Here is a 22014-nt window from a genome sequence, read left to right on the forward strand (position 1 = left end):
GTCCCTTGCAACTCGGGTGTACCGTCCCGGTTTTGCACGGTTCGTCTTGCATGTCCTCGCATCACTCCTCTGGGTGATCTGCCGCATACGCATAGTCCGTTCGGGCCATTCAAGATTGGGCCCGAAGGGGGTGTTGTGCTCGGGGCCGCTTCCGTAACGTCCTCAACTGGCAGCGGTGAATATGCCTCTGCCGCCGTGGGGGAGCCTCAATTCGGGAGAGGACGGCGCCGGCATGGGCTGGGTAACCGACTGGAGTGCGCAGGCAGCCTGCCGCACTACCGATCCGGACGAGCTGTTCGTACAAGGGGCAGCGCAGAACAGGGCCAAGGCGGTGTGCACCGGATGCCCGGTGCGGACGGAGTGCCTGGCCGACGCGCTCGACAACCACGTCGAGTTCGGCGTGTGGGGCGGGATGACGGAACGCGAGCGCCGCGCACTGCTGCGCCGCCGCCCCACCGTCACGTCCTGGCGGCGACTGCTGGAGACCGCGCGCAGCGAGTACGAGCGGTCCACGGGCATGCTGCCCGGAGTCATCGACATGGACGACGACGACTTCCAGGAGACGTACGCAGCGGTGGGGTAATTCCCCGCTCCGGCGGCCAGGTTGAGCCGGTGGTCCGGCAGGGATTCATCCGTCGACGTCCCCGTACGGAGTCGCGCGAACGGACCGTAGGACCGTACGGGGAATGCCTCGGGCGAACCGGGGCCGACCCACGGCCGGGCGTGCCCGCGTACGGTCGCGGATCGGCCGGCGGAGTCCGGGCCCTCAGGCCGCCCCGGCGGGATCGCGGCCGGTCGCGCCCGCCGCGAGACGTTCGCCGACGGTCCGCAGTCCCGCCAGATCGTGCACGTCGCCCGGCAGCGCGGCCACCTCGGTCACCAGGACCTCCGGGTGGGCCGCGGTGAAGTGTTCGCGGGTACGCCGCTCGCGGGCGACGAGCTGCATGCGTTCGGCGTGCAGGCGCAGCAGTCCCTCGGTGAGTTCTTCGATCGCGACCACGGGGGCCTCCGACGCGCCGTCCGGGCCGTCCGTGCCTGCGGGGGTGGGGGACTCGGTGGTTTCGGGGGACGGATCGGGAGGGAGGGCTACCGCCGGGTCACGAGGAGCAGTTTTCCCGGGAGCCCGATCCACCATGCCCACCGCCTCAAGATTTTCGGCGGCGGCGAGTGCCTGCTCGGCGGTGAGGCGCGCGGCCTCGCTGCCGTGCGCCCGGTTCAGTACCAGCCCCGCCAGCGGCATCCGCTCCGCCGCCAGCCGTTCCACGAAGTACGCCGCCTCGCGCAGCGCGTCCCGCTCCGGTGTCGCGACCACCAGGAACGCGGTCCCCGGGGCCTGGAGCAGCCGGTACGTGGCGTCGGCCCGGGTCCGGAAGCCGCCGAACATCGAGTCCATGGCGGCCACGAACGTCTGTACGTCCCGGAGGAACTGGCCGCCCAGTAGTTTGCCCAGGGTGCCGGTCATCATCGACATGCCCACGTTGAGGAACTTCATCCCGGCCCGGCCGCCCATCTTCGCGGGCGCCATCAGCAGCCGGATGAACGTGCCGTCGAGGAACGACCCGAGCCGCTTCGGCGCGTCCAGGAAGTCCAGCGCGGAACGCGAGGGCGGGGTGTCGACGATGATCAGGTCCCACTCGTCGCGCGCCCTCAGCTGCCCGAGCTTCTCCATCGCCATGTACTCCTGCGTGCCCGCGAAGCCGGCCGACAGGGACTGGTAGAAGGGGTTCTCCAGGATGGCGCGGGCCCGCTCGGCGTCCGCGTGCGCCTCGACCGTCTCGTCGAAGGTCCGCTTCATGTCGAGCATCATGGCGTGCAGTTCGCCCTCGCCCGCGATGCCCTCCACCCTGCGCGGGACGTTGTCGAGCCGGTCGATGCCCATGGACTGGGCGAGCCTGCGCGCGGGGTCGATGGTGAGGACGACCACCTTGCGCCCGCGCTCCGCCGCCCGTACGCCGAGCGCCGCGGCCGTGGTCGTCTTGCCGACGCCGCCGGAGCCGCAGCACACCACGATCCGGATGCCGGGGTCGTCGAGCAGCGCGTCGGTGTCGAGACCCGGCAGGCGCACCGGATCCGTACCGTGCACCGCTTCCGCGCCGTCCGCCGCTCCCGTGCCGTCCACCGCTGCCTCGCCGCTCTCGCCCTCGGTACCGCCCGCGCCCTTGGTGCCGGGCGCTGCGCCGGACGCCCGCGTCATGACGCCTCCTCTTCCCCTGCGCCCTGTTTGCGGAGCTCCCCGGCCAGGACGTGCAGGGCGGCGAGGTCGATGCCGTCGCCCAGCAGCGGCAGCTCGTCTGTGGGCAGCCCGACCCCGGCCAGCACGGCCCGCTGCTCGCGCTCCAGGCGGACCCGCTGCGCGTGCTCGGCCGCCTGCGCGATCAGCGGGCGGACTAGGGCCGCCGAACCGGTCACGCCCGCACGGGTCAGGGTCTTCGCGATCTCCTTGCGGCGCGCTCCCGACGCGGTGCGCAGCGCCTCCTCGTCCAGCAGGTGGGGGCGGATCATGTTGACGATCACCCGGCCCACCGGGAGCTGGGCGGCGCGCAGTTCCCGGATGCCGTCCGCGGTCTCCTGCACCGGCATCTCCTCCAGCAGGGTCACCAGATGGACCGCGGTGTCGGGGGACTTGAGGACCCGCATCACGGACTGCGCCTGGTGGTGTATCGGGCCGATCCGGGCCAGTCCGGCCACCTCGTCGTTGACGTTGAGGAAGCGGGTGATCCGGCCGGTGGGCGGCGCGTCCATGATCACGTGGTCGTAGACGAAACGACCCTGCTTGTCCGTGCGGCGCACGGCCTCGCACGCCTTGCCGGTCAGCAGGACGTCCCGGACCCCGGGGGCGATGGTGGTGGCGAAATCGATCGCGCCGAGCTTCTTGAGCGCCCGGCCCGCGCTGCCCAGCTTGTAGAACATCTGGAGGTAGTCGAGGAGCGCCTGTTCGGCGTCGATGGCCAGGGCGAACACCTCGCCGCCGCCCGGCACGTCGGCGATCCTGCGCTCCTCGTAGGGCGCGGCGCCCGCGCCGAAGAGCTCGGCGATACCGCCGCGGCCCTCCACCTCGACGAGAAGGGTGCGCCGGCCCTCGGCCGCGAGGGCGAGCGCGAGGGCGGCGGCCACCGTGGTCTTACCGGTGCCGCCCTTGCCGCTGACGACCTGGAACCTGCTCACGCTTCGAGCCTAACCAGTAGGTCGCCGGCCTACGCACGGGAGCGCCCGTGCCAGGCATTACAGTCGGGCCATGACCAAGTGGGAATACGCGACCGTGCCGCTCCTCGTGCACGCGACCAAGCAGATTCTGGACACCTGGGGCGAGGACGGCTGGGAGCTGGTCCAGGTCGTGCCCGGCCCGAACAACCCCGAGCAGCTCGTGGCCTACCTGAAGCGGGAGAAGGCGTAATGGCCGGTACCGTCGAGGCGCGGATCGCCGAGCTCGGACTCACCCTGCCCGACGTCGTCCCGCCGCTGGCCGTGTACCAGCCGGCCGTGCTGTCCGGCGCGTACGTGTACACCTCGGGCCAGCTGCCGATGGTCGAGGGCCGGCTCGGTGTGACCGGCAAGGTCGGCGGCGAGGTGACGGCCGAGGAGGCCAAGGATCTCGCCCGGGTCTGCGCCCTCAACGCCCTCGCGGCCGTGAAGTCGGCCGTCGGTGACCTGGACCGGATCGCCCGGGTCGTCAAGGTCGTCGGATTCGTGGCCTCGGCCCCCGACTTCACCGGACAGCCCGGCGTGGTCAACGGCGCCAGCGAGCTGCTGGGCGAGGTGCTCGGCGACAAGGGCGTGCACGCCCGCAGCGCCGTCGGTGTCGCGGTCCTGCCGCTGGACGCACCGGTCGAGGTCGAGATCCAGGTCGAGCTGATCGACGCCTGACCGTGCGCACGTGTTCCCCGTCCCGTCCGGCCTTCTGGGCCGGGCGGGATCTTTTTCGTACGAGCTTCTGATCCCAGCTGTCGGCCCGGCTGATGCCCGGCTGTGTTGGCCCGGGCTGTCGGTCAAGCGGTCGGTCAAGCGGTCGGTCAAGCGGTCGGTCCAGCGGTTGATCCAGCGGTTGATCCCCGCTGTCGATCCCACCGGCCGGGAACGCGCGTTCCCCCCTCGTACAAATCGGCCGATCCGGATAGCCTCCGGCCATGTCCCAAGGTCAGTGGTACCCACCGGAATGGCCCGACCGGATCAGAGCCCTCGCCGCGGGCGAGCTGACGGCCGTGACCCCCCGGCGCGCCGCCACCGTGATGCTGCTGCGGGACTCCCCCGCCGCGGCCGGTGCCGGACCTGCCGTCCACATGCTGCGGCGGCGTACCACCATGGCCTTCGCCGGCGGCGCGTACGCCTATCCGGGCGGCGGAGTCGACCCGCGCGACGACGACCACCTCGTCGGCTGGGCCGGACCCCCGCTGGAGAGCTGGGCCGCGCGGCTGGGCGTCCCGAGCACGGCGGAGGCCCAGGCCATCGTGTGCGCGGCGGTCCGCGAGACCTTCGAGGAGGCGGGCGTCCTGCTCGCGGGCCCCACCCCCGACACCGTCGTCGGCGACACCACGGGCGCCGACTGGGAGGCGGACCGGGCGGCGCTCGTGGCCCGGGAGATCTCCTTCGCCGGGTTCCTGGAGCGCCGCAAGCTCGTGCTCCGCTCCGACCTGCTCGGCGCCTGGGCCCGGTGGATCACCCCCGAGTTCGAGACCCGGCGCTACGACACCTGGTTCTTCGTCGCGGCGCTCCCGGCGGGCCAGCGCACCCGCAACGCCTCCACCGAGGCCGACCGCACCGTCTGGATCACCCCCGCCGACGCCACCGACGGCCACGCCCGGGGCGAACTCCAGATGATGCCGCCCACCGTGACGACACTGCGCTCCCTCCTGCCGTACCGGACGGCAGAGGAGGCGCTGGAGGCGGCCGGGACCCAGGATCTCGCCCCCGTACTCGCGCGGGCCCGGCTGGAGGGCGACAAGCTGGTGCTGATCTGGCCGGGACACGACGAATTCACCACACCCGTCCCGCCCGCGGGACCCGGAGCCGGAGGAACAGCATGAGCGACGCCGCGCTTCTGCCCGGACAACCGCGCGGACAGGTCGTCTCCGGACCCGCCACCGCCCGCGCGGTCAACGTCCTGGCCCCGAACGCCTCCGCGATGACCCTGGACGGCACCAACACCTGGATCCTCGCCGAACCGGACTCGGACCTCGCGGTCGTCCTGGACCCGGGGCCGCTCGACGACACCCACCTGCGCGCCGTGATCGACACCGCCGCCCGGGCCGGCCGGCGCATCGCGCTCACCCTGCTCACGCACGGTCACCCGGACCACGCCGAGGGCGCCGCCCGTTTCGCCGAGCTCACGCGCACGAAGGTGCGCGCGCTCGACCCGGCGCTCCGGCTCGGCGACGAGGGGCTGGCGGCGGGAGACGTGATCACCACCGGAGGGCTCGAACTCCGGGTCGTCCCCACACCCGGCCACACCGCCGACTCGCTCTGCTTCCACCTGCCCGCGGACGGCGCGGTGCTCACCGGCGACACGATCCTCGGCCGGGGCACGACCGTCGTCGCGCATCCGGACGGCCGGCTCGGCGACTACCTCGACACCCTGCGACGGCTGCGCTCGCTGACCACGGACGACGGCGTCCACACCGTGCTGCCGGGCCACGGGCCGGTCCTGGAGGACGCGCAGGGCGCGGTGGAGTTCTATCTCGCGCACCGCGCGCACCGGCTCGCCCAGGTGGAGACGGCGGTGGAGTCCGGGCTGCTCACGCCGTCCGAGGTGGTGGCCCGGGTGTACGCGGACGTCGACCGGTCCCTGTGGCCGGCGGCGGAGCTGTCCGTACGGGCACAGCTGGAGTACCTGGCGGAGCACGGGCTGATCTGACCCGGGTCCTCCGTCCCCCGGAGAGCCCGTGTGCCGGGGAACGCCGAGAGGCCCCGCCTGGCGGCAGGGCCTCTTCGTGCGTGTACTGCGTCGCGGTACGCCGGTGTACGGCGTCGCGTGCACGGACGGCGTGCGGTACGGGCTCCGGGAGCCCACCGGGTCAGCGCGAGCGCTTCGCCAGCCGCTCGACGTCGAGCAGGATCACGGCGCGGGCCTCCAGGCGGAGCCAGCCACGGCCCGCGAAGTCCGCGAGCGCCTTGTTGACCGTCTCGCGGGAGGCGCCGACCAGCTGGGCCAGCTCCTCCTGGGTGAGGTCGTGGACGACGTGGATGCCTTCCTCGGACTGGACGCCGAAGCGGCGGGACAGGTCCAGAAGTGCGCGGGCGACACGGCCCGGCACGTCGGAGAAGACCAGGTCGGACATCTGGTCGTTGGTCTTGCGCAGACGGCGGGCGACCGCGCGCAGCAGCGCGGTGGCGACCTCGGGGCGGGCGTTCAGCCAGGGCTGGAGGTCCCCGTGGCCGAGGCCGAGCAGCTTGACCTCGGTGAGCGCGGTCGCGGTGGCGGTGCGCGGACCCGGGTCGAACAGGGACAGCTCGCCGATCAGCTCCCCGGGGCCCAAGACGGCGAGCATGTTCTCGCGGCCGTCGGGGGAGGTGCGGTGGAGCTTCACCTTGCCGTCGGTGACCACGTACAGGCGGTCGCCGGGGTCACCCTCGTGGAACAGCGCGTCTCCGCGCGCGAGGGTCACCTCACTCATCGAGGCGCGGAGTTCCGCGGCCTGCTCGTCATCGAGCGCCGCGAAAAGCGGGGCGCGTCGTAGAACGTCGTCCACGAGATCTCTCCTTGTCGGCCTGTTCAGGGAACCGTGGTCCCCATCATGCCGGACGGTAAAACAGTGCGATCAATCACAAACCAGTTTGACGCACGAGCCGCCCGGATCGTACGGCAGGGGGCCGATCGGGGGTGGAAACCCGCCGACAAGGGCGAATCCGGGGGCCGGGGACACCTCCGGCCCCGCGCGTCGGGCGGCGGGCTCCCCGGTACCGGCCCCCCGGCCCCCCGCGGATTCGCCGGCCCGTCCGAACGCGTCCCGTACGCGCGCGGTCCTCCGCCTCGCGATGCACCGCGCCGGACACCGGCCGCCGATCCGACGCGAAGTGCCGGACACGGCCTAGGCTGACCGGGTGTCCGGAAAGCTGCTGGGAGCGAAGGGCGAGGGGGCCGTCGAGGTGTCGGAGAAGCGAGATTCAGCTGTGGGCGAACAGGGCTCGGGGGCGTCGCGGAAGGCCCGTACCCGGACGCCCGCCACCGCCGCCCGGACCTCCGACCGGCCCGCCGCGAAGGCAGGCCCGGCCCGGTCGAGAACCGTCGGCGCGTCGAAGACCGTACGGGCGAAGCCGGCCAAGCCGGAGTCGCATCTGGCGATGGTCCGCCGCGCCCGCCGGATCAATCGCGAACTGGCCGAGGTCTACCCGTACGCCCATCCGGAACTGGACTTCCGCAACCCCTTCGAACTTCTCGTCGCCACCGTCCTTTCCGCCCAGACCACCGACCTGAGGGTCAACCAGACCACCCCGGCGCTCTTCGCCGCGTACCCGACCCCCGAGGACATGGCCGCCGCCGTCCCGGAGGACATGGAGGAGCTGATCCGGCCGACCGGGTTCTTCCGGGCGAAGACCAGGTCGCTCCTCGGGCTCTCGGCGGCGCTCCGGGACAACTTCGGAGGCGAGGTGCCCGGCCGGCTGGAGGATCTCGTGACGCTGCCGGGCGTCGGCCGCAAGACGGCCAACGTGGTCCTCGGCAACGCCTTCGGAGTCCCCGGAATCACCGTCGACACCCACTTCGGCCGCCTTGTGCGGCGCTGGAAGTGGACCGACGAGGAGGACCCGGTGAAGGTGGAGGCCGTCGTCGCCGGGATCTTCCCCAAGAGCGAGTGGACGATGCTCTCCCACCGGGTCGTCTTCCACGGCCGCCGGATCTGTCACTCGCGCAAGCCAGCGTGCGGCGCGTGCCCGATCGCGCCGCTCTGCCCCTCGTACGGAGAGGGGGAGACCGACCCCGAGAAGGCCGGAAAGCTGCTGAAGTACGAGAAGGGCGGCTATCCGGGACAGCGCCTGAGCCCGCCCGCCGACTACCCGGGCGACCCCGCGCCCGGCCTGGGCGAGCGGGAGGCCGCCGCACAGGCCGCCGCCCTGGTGACCGCGCTGGAGGACGGGGCCGGGGGCGCGGGCTCCACGGCCGCGCCGGGTACGGGAACCGCATGAGGGAGAACGCGCCCCGCCCGAGGGAGAAGGAGGCCCGCGCCTTACGCCCGGAGCCCGCCGCGCCCCCGCCGCCCCCGGCGACCGCGGTGGGCCGTGCGCCCTCGGCGGCCGTCGTCATGGAACGTCCCGGTGCGTCCCCCGTACGGATGAGGCCGGAACGAAATGGCAGATGACAGGCGTTGTGAGAAATCGGGGGTGCCCATGACCTACACATCGAGCACGACGCGGCCGACGAGCGCCGCGCAGACGGACGACGGCACGCACCGGCCGGGCGGGCGGCCCGCCGCCGGGGACGCGGTCACCGTCACCACCGAGGGCATGCCGTCGTGGCTCGCCCCGGTCGCCGAGGCCGCCCGCGGGGTGCGCCCGCAGCAGCTGAGCCGCTTCCTGCCGCCGGAGAGCGGGGCCGGGCGCCAGTCGGCCGTCCTCATCCTCTTCGGCGAGGGCGCACGCGGACCGGAGCTGCTGCTGATGGAGCGCGCCGGAACCCTCCGCTCGCACGCGGGGCAGCCGGCCTTTCCGGGCGGCGCGCTCGACCCCGAGGACGGCGACCCGGCGACGAGCGGTCCGCTCCGGGCGGCGCTGCGGGAGGCCGAGGAGGAGACCGGTCTCGACCCGCGGGGCGTGCAGATCTTCAGCGTGCTGCCCCGGCTCTACATCCCGGTCAGCGGCTTCGTGGTGACCCCGGTGCTCGGCTGGTGGCGGATCCCGAGCCCGGTGCGCGCGGTCGACGCCGCCGAGACGGCCCGGGTCTTCACCGTCCCCGTGGCCGATCTCACGGACCCGGCCAACCGGGTGATCACCAAGCACCCCAGCGGCTTTCTGGGCCCGGCGTTCCAGGTGGAGAACGCCCTGGTCTGGGGGTTCACCGCCGGTCTGATCGACCGGATTCTCCACTTCGCGGGCTGGGAACGCCCCTGGGACAGGACCAGGCAGGTGCCGCTCGACTGGCACGCATGACAGGCTGGCTCCCCTGCTGGGCTGTTCCGGGCCCCCGGACCCCGTCACCCGACGGGCCAGGTGACGAATCTGCGAGGCTATAGACGGTGAACGTGCTGGACATCCTGCTGCTCGTCGGCGCCGTGTGGTTCGCGGTCATCGGCTACCGCCAGGGTTTCGTCGTCGGCATCCTGTCCGTGATCGGCTTCCTGGGGGGAGGCCTGGCCGCGGTCTACCTGCTGCCGCTCCTCTGGGACCGGGTCACGGCCAACTCCGAGGTCTCCTCGACGGCCGCCGTGGTGGCGGTCGTGATCGTGATCGTCTGCGCGTCGGTGGGCCAGGCCCTCACCACCCACCTCGGCAACAAGCTCCGCGGGCACATCACCTGGTCGCCCGCGCGCGCCGTGGACGCCACCGGCGGCGCCCTGGTCAACGTGTGTGCGATGCTGCTGGTCGCCTGGCTGATCGGGTCCGCCCTGGCCGGCACGTCCCTCCCCACCCTGGGCAAGCAGGTCCGCAACTCCTCCGTCCTGCTGGGTGTCTCCCGCGTGATGCCCCAGCAGACGTCGACCTGGTTCGACGACTTCTCGTCGGTCCTCGCCCAGAACGGCTTCCCGCAGGTCTTCAGCCCGTTCGCCAACGAACCCATCACCGAAGTCGAGCCTCCCGACCCGGCGTTGACCGGCAGCCCGGTGGTGGCCCGTGCGAAGAAGTCCGTCGTCAAGGTCGTCGGCATGGCCCCGAGCTGCGGAAAGGTCCTGGAAGGCACCGGTTTCGTCTTCGCGGACGGGCGCGTCATGACCAACGCCCACGTCGTCGGCGGCGTCGACGAGCCCACCGTCCAGGTCGGCGGCGAGGGACGGGTGTACGACGCGAAGGCCGTCGTCTACGACTGGCAGCGCGACATCGCCGTGCTCGACGTTCCGGAACTCCGGGCCACCGCACTGGACTTCACCGGGACGGACGCCAAGACCGGCGACAGCGCCATCGTGGCCGGCTTCCCGGAGAACGGCGCCTACGACGTCCGCTCCGCCCGGGTCCGCGGCCGGATCGAGGCCAGCGGACTCGACATCTACCACCGGGGCACCGTCCACCGCGACGTGTACTCGCTCTACGCCCTCGTACGGCAGGGCAACTCCGGTGGCCCCCTGCTCACTCCGGACGGCCAGGTGTACGGAGTGGTGTTCGCCAAGTCCCGCGACGACGCCGACACCGGTTACGTGCTGACCGCCGACGAGATCCGCCCGGACATCGACGCCGGCCGCACGGCCGACCAGCAGGTCGACACCCAGGGGTGCGCTCTCTGACAGCCGTCGCCTCCCCGCGCGGGCGAAGTGCCGGTGCGGGGAGACGACTGTGTACGTGGGTGGTCGGGTGTGTACGGGGTGGTCGGGTGTGTGCCCGGGTCGCGGTCAGGCGCGGGGATGGCGCAGCCGCGCCGACACCCAGCGGGCCCGCCGACGGAGGATGCGAGGAATGCCGAGCCGAGGATCGTGTATGACCTGCACGGTATGCGTCTGGCCCGTGGGGCCGCCCCCCTCGTGAGTGCTCACCGCGGCAGTGGCGGTCGAGCGGCGGTTGCGTGCTGCGTCACCGAAGTCGTGCGTCCAGCCCATACCCCGACGTCTGCCCCTGACCCATGGTCGGTAATCGTGGGGAAGCAAGCCAATTGGCCTATGCGCCCGGCACGTGGCCGTCCGGCGCACACCTGTACGGATCGGGTCAGCGATCGGGCTCGGGATCCTTGAGCCAGTTGATGAGTTCGGCCGAGAAGGCGGCCGGATCCTCCTCGTGCGGGAAGTGCCCGAGACCGTCGAAAAGTCGCCACCGGTAGGGGGCTTCGACGTACTCGCCGGATCCCGCCGAACTCCGCGTACGCATCGCTGGATCGAGTGAACCGTGCAGGTGCAGGGTGGGCACCCGGACCGGTCGCTTCATGCGCCGGTAGAACTGCACCCCGTCGGGCCGGGCCAGGGACCGCACCATCCACCGGTACGGCTCCACCGAGCAGTGCGCCGTCGACGGGATGCACATCGCCCGGCGGTAGACGTCCAGTGTCGGGTCGTCCGGGAAGGCGATGTCGTTCGGACCGGCCCACTCCTCGATCAGCCGGCCCACCAGGGCGCCCTCGTCCGCAACGAGCTGACGTTCCGGCAGCCACGGCCGCTGGAAGCCCCAGACGTACGAACCGGCCCGGGACTGGGCGAAGTCCGAGAGCATGGAGGAACGCCAGCGGCGCGGATGCGGCATCGAGGACACCACGAGGCGCCGCACCAGCTTCGGCCGCATCACGGCCGCCGTCCACGCGAGGTAGCCGCCCATGTCGTGGCCGACCAGAGCCGCGTCCGGCTCGCCGAGCGACCGGATCACTCCGGTGACGTCGAGCGCCAGGTTGGCGGGGTCGTAGCCCCTGGGCGTACGGTCGCTGCCCCCGACGCCGCGCAGGTCCATCGCGACGGCGCGGAAGCCCGCCTCGGCGAGCGCGGGCAGCTGGTGGCGCCAGGTCCACCAGAACTGCGGGAAGCCGTGCAGCAGGAGCACGAGGGGGCCGGAGCCCATCTCCGCGATGTGGAACCGCGCCCCGTTGGCGGCCACGTCGCGGTGCGTCCAGGGGCCGTCCAGCCGGACGGGGCCGCCGGACGGCGCCGGGCTTCCGGCGCCGTCCGGAGCGACGGGGACCACCGGACCGGACGGTGCCGTCGGCCCGCCGCCCGGGGCGGGCCGTGCACCGTCCGGGGTGGACCCGGACGGCTCCGGCGCGGGGCGCGCGGAGCCTGTCGTACCGAATGCGCTGCTTTCGGGGACCGTCATGCCGAAGAGCGTGCCACAGTGGACGACTTGTCCTGAACCGGGCTCTTCTCGACGGCCTTGTCCGCGAGGGAGGAGCCACCGATCGCGGGGCGGGACGGGCCGGGCGCGGTGACCGGGCGGGGGTGCGGCTTGACGCCCTGAAGGACGGCCGCGCTCTGCTTCGCGGACGCGATCGACTTCTCCGGCGGCTTGACCTTCTTGAACTTGGCGACGGCGAAGAGTGCCAGCAGTACACCCAGGAGAATGAAGGCTCCACCGACGATCAGGAACGACCAGGCCAGGCCCAGTCCCAGGTTGTGGATGCCGTACGCTGCCGCGAAGCTCAGCGTCGGGATCGCGAAGAGGAGCAGCACGCCCGCGATGATGCCGGCGGCGCTGCCCATGACGCCCCGCTTGACGTCCTGGCGTACCTCGGCCTTGGCCAGGGCGATTTCGTCGTGCACCAGTGCGGACATCTCGGCGGTCGCCGTGGCGACCAGCTGTCCCAGACTGCGGTCCGCGCCGCCCACGAAATTGCCGGGGTCGCTCATCCCTGACTCCCTCTCCTCTTCAACACATCCGGTGACAGATCATGCCGGACTGTCCGGCTTGTTGCGCGCTGCCCCCGCCCGTTCGGCGAGACGGCGGTGTTCGGCCGCCTTCCGTTCGTGGAGTGCGGCCATCCGCAGGTGGTACCCGGGATCGTCCTGCTCGTAGACGTCGGGAACCCCCGACGCGTCCTCGTCCCGCTCCTCCGCCTCGTACAGCGCCCGGTGGACGCGTACCCGGAGTTTGAGCAGTACACCGGAGACTACGGTGGCGATGAGCGAACCGAGCAGAACGGACGCCTTGACTTCGTTGGTCATGTCCTCGTCGCCGGCGAAGGCGAGCTCGCCGATGAGCAGCGAGACGGTGAATCCGATTCCGGCGAGCGCGGCGACCGCGAAGACGTCCGCCCAGGCCAGGGCCGGGTTGAGCTCGGCCCTGGTGAAGCGGGTGGCGAGCCGGGCGCCCCCGTAGATGCCGACGGTCTTGCCGACGACGAGGCCGAGGACCACCCCGAGCGTCTCGGGCCGGGTGAACACGTCGGCGAGCGCGTCGCCGCGCAGGGTCACGCCGGCGGCGAAGAGCGCGAACAGCGGGACGGCCAGCCCGGCGGAGAGCGGGCGCACCAGATGCTCGATCCGCTCCCCGGGCGACCGCTCCTCGCCCTCGCGCCGGACGCACCGCAGCATCAGCCCCATGGCGACGCCCGCGATGGTGGCGTGGACGCCGCTGTTGTACATCAGCCCCCAGACGACGACGGCCAGCGGTACGTACACCCACCAGCCGCGGACCTCGAAGCGGAGCAGGGCCCAGAAGAGGGCCAGCCCGAGGAAGGCGCCGCCCAGGGCCAGCAAGTCGATCGACTCGGTGAAGAACACCGCGATGATCAGGATGGCGAAGAGGTCGTCGACGACGGCCAGGGTCAGCAGGAAGGCCCGGAGCGAGCCCGGCAGCGCGGTGCCGAGGACGGCGAGGACGGCGAGCGCGAAGGCGATGTCGGTCGCGGTCGGCACGGCCCAGCCGCCCAGGCTGCCCCCGCCGACGGTGTTGGTGAGTACGTAGACGAGCGCGGGCACCGCCATGCCGCACAGGGCGGCCACGACGGGCAGGGCGGCCGTCCTGGGGTCGCGGAGTTCGCCCGCGACCAGTTCACGCTTGAGCTCCGCGCCCGCCACGAAGAAGAAGACGGCGAGCAGCCCGTCGGCGGCCCAGTGCTCCACGGAGAGGTCGAGCCCGAGGGCCGCCGGGCCGAAGTGGTAGTCGCTGACCGCCGTGTAGGAAGAGCCGAGCACATTGGCCCAGACGAGTGCCGCGATGGCCGCAACCAGCAGGACGACGCCGCCCACCGTCTCCGTGCGCAGCGCGTCCGCGAGGTAGGTCCGCTCCGGCAGCGACAGGCGGCCCAGCAGGGTCGGCCGCGAGGACGCGGAGAGACACGAGGACACGGAGAGGCGCGGGGACGCGGAGGGCTTGGACGGCCCGGAGGGAGCCTCTGCCGGGGGCGCCGGGGCTGCGGCCGTCGAGTCCGACGCTGTTGGGGCTCCGGCGGTCGGGTCGGATGCCGTCGGGTCGGGCGCCGTCGGGTCGGATGCCGGGGTGCGGCGGGGTTCTGCCACGGGAGAGACCTCCGGGGTTCGGGGCGGCGGTGAGGACATGGCTGACGCGCTCGCCGACCAGACTTCCCGGCACCCCTATGAAGATCTTCCCCGCTTTCGCGCGGCCACGGCCACTCGCGGGTACGGCCACTGTAGACCCGTGGCCCGCACGCCCGAGGGGCATCCGGCGCGTGCGTTGCCGGATGCCCCTCGGAGCCGTACCTCTGCTGCGGGTTCTCGGTGCCGGCCTGCTGTCAGGCCGTGCCTGTCGTCAGGCTGTGCCCGCTCCCGGGACGGGCCTCAGTCCCCGGAGGGTTCCTTGGGGAACTCCGCCTGGATCAGGGACATCACCGACGGGTCGGTGAGCGTGGTGACGTCGCCCAGCTCGCGGTTCTCGGCCTTGTCGCGCAGCAGACGGCGCATGATCTTGCCCGAGCGGGTCTTGGGCAGCTCCGCCACCGGCAGCACCCGCTTCGGCTTGGCGATCGGGCCGAGCGTGGCGCCGACGTGGTTGCGGAGCTCGGCCAGCAGCTCGTCGGAGGAGGTCGCCGTCCCGCGCAGGATGACGAAGGCGACGATCGCCTGACCGGTCGTCTCGTCGGCCGCGCCGACCACCGCCGCCTCGGCGACCGCCGGGTGCGACACGAGAGCCGACTCGACCTCGGTGGTCGAGATGTTGTGACCGGAGACGAGCATGACGTCGTCGACCCGGCCGAGCAGCCAGACGTCGCCGTCCTCGTCCTTCTTGGCACCGTCGCCCGCGAAGTACTTGCCCTCGAACCGCGACCAGTAGGTGTCGATGAAGCGCTGGTCGTCGCCCCAGATGGTGCGGAGCATCGACGGCCACGGCTCGGTGAGGACGAGGTAGCCGCCCCCGCCGTCCGGAACCTCGCGGGCCTCGTCGTCGACGACCGTGGCCGAGATGCCGGGCAGGGCGCGCTGCGCCGAACCGGGCTTCGTCGCCGTGACACCGGGCAGCGGCGAGATCATCATCGCGCCGGTCTCGGTCTGCCACCAGGTGTCCACGACGGGGCACTTGTCGGCACCGATGTGCTTGCGGTACCAGACCCACGCCTCGGGGTTGATCGGCTCGCCGACCGAGCCGAGGACGCGCAGGCTGCTCAGGTCGAACTTGGCGGGGATGTCGTCCCCCCACTTCATGAACGTGCGGATCGCGGTCGGCGCGGTGTAGAGGATCGAGACGCCGTACTTCTGCACGATCTCCCAGAACCGGCCCTGGTGCGGAGTGTCGGGCGTGCCCTCGTACATGACCTGGGTCGCGCCGTTCGCCAGCGGCCCGTAGACGATGTACGAGTGGCCGGTGACCCAGCCGATGTCGGCCGTGCACCAGTAGACGTCGGTCTCGGGCTTCAGGTCGAAGACGGCGTGGTGGGTGTAGGCCGCCTGGGTGAGGTAGCCGCCGGAGGTGTGCAGGATGCCCTTCGGCTTACCCGTCGTCCCCGAGGTGTACAGGATGAAGAGCGGCTGCTCCGCCTCGAAGGCCTCGGGGGTGTGCTCGGCGGACTGGCGGCCGGTGATCTCGTCCCACCAGATGTCCCGGCCCTCGGTCCACGCGGTGTCCTGACCGGTGCGGCGCACGACCACGACGTGCTCGACGCTCTCGATGCGGGACACCGCGTCGTCGACCGCCGGCTTCAGCGCCGACGGCTTGCCGCGGCGGTAACCGCCGTCCGCGGTGACGACGACCTTGGCGTCGGCGTCCCGGATGCGGGCGGCGATGGCGTCGGCGGAGAAGCCGCCGAAGACCACCGAGTGGGCGGCGCCGATGCGGGCGCAGGCCAGCATCGTGATGGCCGCCTCGGGGATCATCGGCAGGTAGACGGCGACCCGGTCGCCCTTGCCGACGCCCAGTTCGGTCAGCGCGTTGGCCGCCCGGGAGACCTCGTCCTTCAGCTCGGCGTAGGTGATCGCCCGGCTGTCGCCCGGCTCGCCCTCGAAGTGGATGGCGACCCGGTCGCCGTTGCCCGCCTCCACATGGCGGTCCACGCAGTTGTACGCGACGTTGAGCGTGCCGTCCGCGAACCACTTCGCGAACGGCGGGTTGCTCCAGTCGAGCGTCTCGGTCGGCTCGGTGGCCCAGGTGAGGCGGCGGGCCTGCTCGGCCCAGAAGCCCAGCCGGTCCGCGGCTGCCTGTTCGTACGCCTCCGCCGTGACATTGGCGTTCGCGGCCAGCTCGGCCGGCGGCTCGAACCGACGCTCTTCCCGCAGCAGGTTGGCCAGGCTTTCGTTGCTCACGACATCTCCCATTCCCAGGGTGACCGTTGTGTCCCGGGGCATAGCTCATCAGGCGAAAGGCCGAGTGACAAGTGTCTGCCGGGAATTGGTTTAGACCTTTTCCTCGTGGAGGGAGGACTCCACCGGCCCGTCCCGCCGGCGCGGAAGCCGGTACGGCGTGTCCGTACCGGCTCGTGCCGCGCCCGCGGGAGAGCGGCGGAACCACAAGGTCTCACGGCCCGGGGGTGCCGCTGGTTCAGACGAAGCTGTGTCCGGCCTCCTCCTGACCGGGGCCCGCGCTGGAGAGCGCTTCCTCCCGGTCGGGGGCGATGCCCGGCGCCACCCGCTCGAAGACCTCGTCCGGAGCCGGACCGGAACCGGCTCCCTCCGTCAGCAGATAGGCCTGCGCCTCCCCGACGTGGAAGTACATGCCGTGCAGCTGGAGAGTGCCGTCCGCCAGCCGGCGCGCCACCGACTCGTGCGCGCGGAGGTGGTCGAGCTGCTGGACGACGTTGGTCAGGCAGAGCTGCTCCACCTCGTCGGCGGGCAGCCGACCGGAGAGGCGCGCCGAGGAACGCTCGCGGGAGGACATGCGGTCCAGGCTCGGCAGCCCGTGGCGCAGCCATCGCCACAGGGGCGTGGTGCGGGGCGTCCCCGGCTCGGCGTTGAGCAGCGCCTGCATGGCACCGCAGCCGGAGTGCCCGCAGACGGTGATGGACTCGACCCGCAGCACGTCCACCGCGTACTCGATCGCCGCGGCCACCGAGTCGTCACCGCCCGCGTCGGCCCCGGCCCCCGGCGGGGGCACGAGATTGCCCACGTTGCGCACGGTGAACAGGTCGCCGGGCCCGCTCGACGTGATCATGCTCGTGACGAGGCGGGAGTCCGCACAGGTGAGGAAGAGCTGCGACGGCCGCTGGCCCTCCGCCGCGAGCCGGGCGAGCTCCTCGCGGACCAGCGGGGCCGTGTTGAGCTGGAAGGAGCTGATGCCGCTCAGCAGGCGGTGTCCACCGCGCCGGGGAGCGTCGGCGCGCTCCGGGGGGTGCCCGTCCGCCTCCGTGGCGTGCTTCTCCGGAAGCCCGCCGGTACGGACCGGCTCGGCGCGCGGGTGGTCCGCCGCGGTGGTGGGCTGGTGGGGGCGGTCGTGGCAGTGGTGGTTGCGCCAGGGCGTCCACGGGCGGCAGCAGGAGTGCGCCGCCGACGCGGGTTCCGCGATCCTCCCTCCGGACCTGCCGGTGAAGACGATGCTGCCGCCGTGGGCCACCTGGGTGGCGCGCCAGTCCTGAATGGCCTCGTAGGCCGCGTGGTCCATGAAGAATCCGTCCAGTTCGACGATCGCGTCGACGCCTTGGGGGAGTTGGTTGAGGATGCGGCTGAGACGCGGCACCGCGAGGAAGGTCAACTGGCCCCGCACGATGACCAGGTAACGGCCGTCGCTCTCGCTCACGGTGACGCGGGTGCGGGCGAGCCGGTGCAGGGCCATGCCTACGGCGGCGGCGATGCCGATCGCGACGCCGGCCAGCACGCCGAACCCCACGACGCCGGTGATGGTGGCGCCGTAGACCAGGAATTCGCGGTGCCGGTGGACGTTCCTGATGTGGGCGTAGTTCACCATCTGGATGCCGACGACCATGACGAGGGCGGCCAGCGCGGCGAGTGGGATCCATTCGAGCACGGCCACCAGGAAGGCCGCCGCGAGCAGCACCCAGACGCCGTGCAGCACGGTCGCGGCGCGTCCGGTGGCCCCGGCGCGGACGTTCGCCGAACTGCGCACCGCGCCACCGGAGATCGGCAGTCCGCCGAGCAGCCCGGCCAGCGTGTTGGTGATGCCCTGGCCCCGCAACTCGCGGTCCAGGTCGGAGCGGGCGACGCGCGGCAGCGGCATGTCCGGCTCGCGCGTGGCGTGTTGGGCGGCACGGTCGGAGGCCAGCTTGTCCACCGCCACGGCCGCCAGCAGTGACTCCAGGCTGCCGACCAGCATCACGGTGAACATGGCAGTGGCGAGGGCGAGTACGGGCCCGTGCGGCATTTCGGGCAGGAGGTGCGAGCTCCACGAGGGCAGATCCACCCGGCTGATGCGGGGTGCGGCGACGGACGCGACCGCCGTGGCCACGGCGACCGAGGCGAGCGCAGCCGGAATCCTGCGGAGCGCGCGGCCCGCTCGACCGGGAATCCGCGGCCACAGCACCAGCAGGGCGATGGTCAGGGCTCCGATCAGCGGTGCGGCCGGACTGATCCGCGCCAACTGCTCGGGCAGCGCGAGGGCGTTGTCCACGGCGGAGCTCTGCGGGGAGCCGCCGAGAACGATGTGCAACTGGGCGAGCGCGATGGCCACCCCGATCCCGGCGAGGGTGCCGTGGACGATCGCGGGGCTGACGGCGAGGGCGGCCCGCGCCGCTCTCAACGAACCCAGCAGGATCTGGAGCAGCCCCGCCCCGATGGTGATGGCGCAGGTCGTGCGCCAGCCGTAGACCTGGATCAACTCGGCCGTCACGACGGTCAGTCCGGCGGACGGCCCGCTGACCTGGAGGGGGGTGCCGCCGATCAGTCCGGCGACGATGCCGCCGAGCGCGGCGGAGATCAGACCGGCTTCCAGCGGCGCGTCCATGGCGACGGCGAGGCCGAGCGACATGGGGACGGCGATGAGGAAGACCGTGATCGAGGCGGAGAGGTCCCCCGCGGTGACGCGGAAGCGCCGGCCTCCGCGCGGCGGTGGGCTGTGGGGTCGCTTCTCCCCGGCGGTGCGAGGGAGGTAGGAGTCGTGGTGGTTTCGGTTCTTTCGGGTGGGTACGCAGGCAGGCATTTCCCGTCTCCTCCGGGGCAGCGCGGTCGCGGAACGTGGGGGACGCGGCCGTGGGTCACGGCGTGCAGCGGCGGGATTTCTCAACGCTAGGTAAATGAATCGTAATGCAGAGTAAAGAAGCATGGTTCACATATCAGGCAAATAGTCGACAGGATCACCCAATTCAGTGAATAAGCATCTTTTCTTACGGCCTGTCGCCCGGAGGCATCCGAGCTGCGTGTGACCGTGACCGCGCCGGTCGGCACATTCCACGCAAACGAGCCGCAAGGAAGAGGTGGGCGGATGATCGCCGCCACGAAGAGAGTCGCCCTGGGCGTCACCACCGCAGCCGTGTTCGCCGCGCTCGCCGGGTGCTCCGGCGCCGGAACGAACGGGGCGTCGGGACCCGCCGAGAAGGCGCACGGTGCCAAGGAGAAGCCCGACGGGCAGAACGCTCCCGCCCCCGGCAACGCCGTCCAGCTGATCGGCGACGGATCCACGGCCTTCACGGGCGCTCAGCCCAACCTCCCTGTCCCCAAGCGCCTCGCGCCGGGTGAGAAGCCCCCGCAGTTCGTGGTGTTCTCCTGGGACGGTGCCGGTGAGGACAGCCAGAAGCTCTTCTCGCACTTCCGCGGAGTCGCCAAGAAGTACGGCGTGAAGATGACGTACTTCCTCAGCGGTGTCTATCTGCTGCCCGAGGCGAAGAAGGACCTCTACGACCCGCCCCAGCACTCGCCCGGCCGCTCCGACATCGGCTTCAACGACACGAAGGGCATCCACGACACCCTCAGGGAGGTGCGCGCCGCCTGGAAGGAGGGCAACGAGATCGGCACCCACTTCAACGGCCACTTCTGCGGTCCCGACGGCGGCGGTGGCACCTGGTCGGTGGACGAGTGGAAGAGCGAGATCCGCCAGGCCAAGTCCTTCGTGAAGAACTGGAAGACGAACGATCCGGAGCTCAAGTCCGAGGCGCCGCTCCCCTTCGACTACGACAAGGAACTCGTCGGCGGCCGTACCCCGTGCCTCGAAGGCCGGGAGAACATGGTCGCCGCCGCCCGGGACATGGGGTTCCGCTACGACTCCAGCGGCATCAACAACCAGGTCTGGCCGGCAAAGAAGGACGGTGTCTGGGACCTCTCGCTCCAGCTCGTACCGGTCCCGGGGCGCGACTTCGAGACGCTCTCGATGGACTACAACTTCATGTTCAACCAGTCCGGCATCACCCAGGGCGACCCGGCGGAGCACGAGTACTGGGGCGATCAGATGCGTGACGGCCTCCTGGAAGCCTTCGACCGGTCGTACGACGGGAACCGCGCCCCGCTGATCATCGGCAACCACTTCGAGTCCTGGAACGGCGGCACCTACATGCGTGCCGTGGAGGAGACGATCGCCTCCGTCTGCACCAAGTCGGACGTGCGCTGCGTCTCCTTCCGCCAGCTCGCGGACTGGCTGGACGCCCAGGACCCGGCGGTGGTGGCCAAGCTCGGAACGCTCGGTGTCGGCGAGGCACCCAAGGGCGGCTGGTCCTCCTACCTCGCGGCCCCGGCCGTGGCCGCCGGTGGCAAGCCGATGAGCCCTGCGGCGAAGGGTGCGGCGAAGGACGCGGCCAAGGGCAAGAGCGCGGACGAGGAGGCGGCGAGGGGCGCGGGCAGGGAGGCGGCGAAGGACGCGGACGAGAAGTAACGTTTCTTCAGCTTGGGCTGCCGTTCGGGCTCCGGGGCTCCGGGGCTCCGGGACCGGGCATTCAGGTCCGGGCTCCGGGACCAGCGTCCAGGTCCGGGCTCCGGGCTCCGGGCTCCGGGCGCTGGGACCAGCGTCCAGGTCCGGGCTCCGGGCTCCGGGGCGTGCGAGGGCGGGACCGCCGCGGGTATTCCGTGCGGGTCCCGCCCTTCCGGCGCGGCCCCTACCCGCAGGACCGCCGTCGTCGCTCGGTCACGCGGGGGCGGACGCGCCCGTCACCAGGCGGTCGTCGAGCGTGAACGCGGGGTCTACCTGGGCGGCCAGATCGGCGCCGGTCTTCTCGTTGCCCCAACTCTCGGCGTTCTTCAGGTGGAAGTGCACCATCTGGCGCGTGTACCGCTCGCGGTCGCGCAGCGCGTACGAGTCCTCGGCCGCGTCCTGGAGTGCCTGGAGCGCCATCCTGTTGTCGGCCTCCAGCAGTTCGAAGCGGTCCGGCCGCCCCTTCTCCATCGACCGCACCCAGTCGGAGTGGCCGACCCCGACGAGCAGGTCCTCGCCGACCTCCGCACGCAGGAAGTCCAGGTCGTCCGGGCCCTGCACCTTGTTGCCGACCACGCGGAGCGTCACGCCGAAGTCCCGCGCGTACTCCTTGTACTGGCGGTAGACCGACACGCCCTTCCGGGTCGGCTCTGCGACCAGGAACGTCATGTCGAACCGGGTGAACATCCCCGAGGCGAACGAGTCGGATCCGGCGGTCATGTCGACCACGACGTACTCGTCCGGTCCGTCGACCATGTGGTTGAGGCAGAGCTCCACCGCGCCCACCTTGGAGTGGTAGCAGGCGACGCCGAGGTCGGACTCGTTGAACGCGCCCGTGGCCATCAGCCGGATGTCGCCGTCGTCCAGCCGGACGGTGCGCGCGCAGGCGTCGTAGACGGGGTTGTCCTCGCGGACGCGCAGCAGGCGTGAACCCTCGCCGGGCGGCGTCGTCTTGATCATCGTCTCGGCGGAGGCGATCCGGGGGTTGGTGCCGCGCAGATAGTCCTTGATCAGCGGGAGTTCTGCGCCCATGGACGGAAGCGCCCCCGCCTCCTGCTCGTCGAGGCCGAGCGCGGCCCCGAGGTGCTGGTTGATGTCGGCGTCCACGGCGATGACATGGGCTTCGTTGGCGGCGAGGTGGCGGATGAAGAGAGAGGACAGCGTGGTCTTGCCGCTGCCGCCCTTCCCTACGAAAGCGATCTTCATGTTCACCTAGGGTAGTCGCACCGCTGCGTAAAGTCGTCGCGCTTCGTGAAGAACGACACGTGGGGGTCGCGAGGGTGTATGGGGCGC

19 protein-coding genes are annotated in these 22014 nt (G+C 71.6%); 9 read left to right on the plus strand and 10 right to left on the minus strand.

The window, feature by feature from the left end; genetic code table 11:
• Positions 1-232 precede the first annotated feature (232 nt).
• Complete coding sequence (locus ACFWEE_RS09395; RefSeq protein WP_327177088.1) at positions 233-583, plus strand: WhiB family transcriptional regulator; 351 nt, start codon at positions 233-235, stop codon at positions 581-583.
• A 183-nt stretch (positions 584-766) separates the two neighbouring features.
• Here ACFWEE_RS09395 and ACFWEE_RS09400 read toward each other — a convergent pair whose 3' ends face one another.
• Positions 767-2194, minus strand: coding sequence for an ArsA-related P-loop ATPase (locus ACFWEE_RS09400; RefSeq protein ID WP_386887856.1), 1428 nt, complete (start codon positions 2192-2194; stop codon positions 767-769).
• Positions 2191-3165, minus strand: coding sequence for an ArsA-related P-loop ATPase (locus ACFWEE_RS09405; RefSeq protein WP_386887858.1), 975 nt, complete (start codon positions 3163-3165; stop codon positions 2191-2193). Before ACFWEE_RS09405 ends, ACFWEE_RS09400 begins: the two co-directional genes overlap by 4 nt.
• Positions 3166-3235: 70 nt before the next feature.
• Here ACFWEE_RS09405 and ACFWEE_RS09410 point away from each other — a divergent pair, with 70 nt between their 5' ends.
• From ACFWEE_RS09410 to ACFWEE_RS09425, 4 genes are all read left to right on the plus strand, one after another.
• Positions 3236-3394 carry a DUF4177 domain-containing protein gene (locus ACFWEE_RS09410; protein ID WP_003967454.1) on the plus strand — a complete coding sequence of 53 codons (159 nt, stop codon included), beginning with the start codon at positions 3236-3238 and terminating at the stop codon, positions 3392-3394.
• Complete coding sequence (locus ACFWEE_RS09415; RefSeq protein ID WP_386887860.1) at positions 3394-3864, plus strand: RidA family protein; 471 nt, start codon at positions 3394-3396, stop codon at positions 3862-3864. The genes ACFWEE_RS09410 and ACFWEE_RS09415 overlap by 1 nt, the downstream gene beginning before the upstream one ends.
• A 260-nt stretch (positions 3865-4124) precedes the next feature.
• Positions 4125-5021 (plus strand): NUDIX hydrolase, encoded by an 897-nt coding sequence (locus ACFWEE_RS09420; protein ID WP_386887862.1) that lies wholly within the window; start codon positions 4125-4127, stop codon positions 5019-5021.
• Positions 5018-5848 (plus strand): MBL fold metallo-hydrolase, encoded by an 831-nt coding sequence (locus ACFWEE_RS09425; protein ID WP_386887864.1) that lies wholly within the window; start codon positions 5018-5020, stop codon positions 5846-5848. The genes ACFWEE_RS09420 and ACFWEE_RS09425 overlap by 4 nt, the downstream gene beginning before the upstream one ends.
• A 160-nt stretch (positions 5849-6008) precedes the next feature.
• On the opposite strand, the gene ACFWEE_RS09430 is transcribed toward ACFWEE_RS09425, so the two are convergent.
• On the minus strand, positions 6009-6683 hold the full coding sequence (locus ACFWEE_RS09430) for a Crp/Fnr family transcriptional regulator (protein ID WP_150489041.1): 675 nt from the start codon (positions 6681-6683) through the stop codon (positions 6009-6011).
• A 586-nt stretch (positions 6684-7269) separates the two neighbouring features.
• Between ACFWEE_RS09430 and nth the strand changes: the two genes are divergently transcribed.
• The 3 genes from nth to ACFWEE_RS09445 all read left to right on the plus strand — a co-directional run bounded on the left by nth (position 7270) and on the right by ACFWEE_RS09445 (position 10361).
• Positions 7270-8115, plus strand: a complete 846-nt coding sequence (nth, locus tag ACFWEE_RS09435; RefSeq protein WP_386887954.1) for an endonuclease III — start codon at positions 7270-7272, stop codon at positions 8113-8115.
• Positions 8116-8316: 201 nt separating this feature from the next.
• The gene (locus ACFWEE_RS09440; protein WP_386887866.1) at positions 8317-9075 is read left to right on the plus strand and encodes an NUDIX hydrolase; all 759 of its coding nucleotides are present in this window, start codon (positions 8317-8319) and stop codon (positions 9073-9075) included.
• Positions 9076-9161: 86 nt separating this feature from the next.
• Positions 9162-10361, plus strand: coding sequence for a MarP family serine protease (locus ACFWEE_RS09445; protein WP_386887868.1), 1200 nt, complete (start codon positions 9162-9164; stop codon positions 10359-10361).
• A gap of 105 nt (positions 10362-10466) precedes the next feature.
• Here ACFWEE_RS09445 and ACFWEE_RS09450 read toward each other — a convergent pair whose 3' ends face one another.
• The 6 genes from ACFWEE_RS09450 to ACFWEE_RS09475 form a co-directional block, all read right to left on the minus strand.
• A complete protein-coding gene (locus tag ACFWEE_RS09450) occupies positions 10467-10670 on the minus strand; it encodes a hypothetical protein (protein ID WP_386887870.1) in 204 nt (67 codons plus the stop codon).
• Between the two features lie 106 nt (positions 10671-10776).
• A complete protein-coding gene (locus tag ACFWEE_RS09455) occupies positions 10777-11865 on the minus strand; it encodes an alpha/beta fold hydrolase (protein WP_386887872.1) in 1089 nt (362 codons plus the stop codon).
• Positions 11862-12395: a phage holin family protein gene (locus ACFWEE_RS09460; protein WP_386887874.1), complete on the minus strand. Its 534-nt coding sequence runs from the start codon at positions 12393-12395 to the stop codon at positions 11862-11864. The genes ACFWEE_RS09455 and ACFWEE_RS09460 overlap by 4 nt, the downstream gene beginning before the upstream one ends.
• A 39-nt stretch (positions 12396-12434) precedes the next feature.
• Positions 12435-13835 carry a Na+/H+ antiporter NhaA gene (nhaA, locus tag ACFWEE_RS09465; RefSeq protein WP_386887956.1) on the minus strand — a complete coding sequence of 467 codons (1401 nt, stop codon included), beginning with the start codon at positions 13833-13835 and terminating at the stop codon, positions 12435-12437.
• A 450-nt stretch (positions 13836-14285) separates the two neighbouring features.
• Positions 14286-16283 (minus strand): acetate--CoA ligase, encoded by a 1998-nt coding sequence (acs, locus tag ACFWEE_RS09470; protein ID WP_386887876.1) that lies wholly within the window; start codon positions 16281-16283, stop codon positions 14286-14288.
• 193 nt (positions 16284-16476) lie between these two features.
• Positions 16477-19023 (minus strand): SulP family inorganic anion transporter, encoded by a 2547-nt coding sequence (locus tag ACFWEE_RS09475; RefSeq protein ID WP_386887878.1) that lies wholly within the window; start codon positions 19021-19023, stop codon positions 16477-16479.
• Positions 19024-19305: 282 nt separating this feature from the next.
• Here ACFWEE_RS09475 and ACFWEE_RS09480 point away from each other — a divergent pair, with 282 nt between their 5' ends.
• Complete coding sequence (locus tag ACFWEE_RS09480) at positions 19306-20685, plus strand: hypothetical protein (protein WP_386887879.1); 1380 nt, start codon at positions 19306-19308, stop codon at positions 20683-20685.
• Positions 20686-20934: 249 nt separating this feature from the next.
• Here ACFWEE_RS09480 and ACFWEE_RS09485 read toward each other — a convergent pair whose 3' ends face one another.
• Positions 20935-21927, minus strand: a complete 993-nt coding sequence (locus ACFWEE_RS09485; RefSeq protein WP_386887881.1) for an ATP-binding protein — start codon at positions 21925-21927, stop codon at positions 20935-20937.
• Positions 21928-22014 lie beyond the last annotated feature (87 nt).

The sequence above is a fragment of the Streptomyces sp. NPDC060184 genome, assembly GCF_042728795.1.
Taxonomy (GTDB): Bacteria; Actinomycetota; Actinomycetes; order Streptomycetales; family Streptomycetaceae; genus Streptomyces.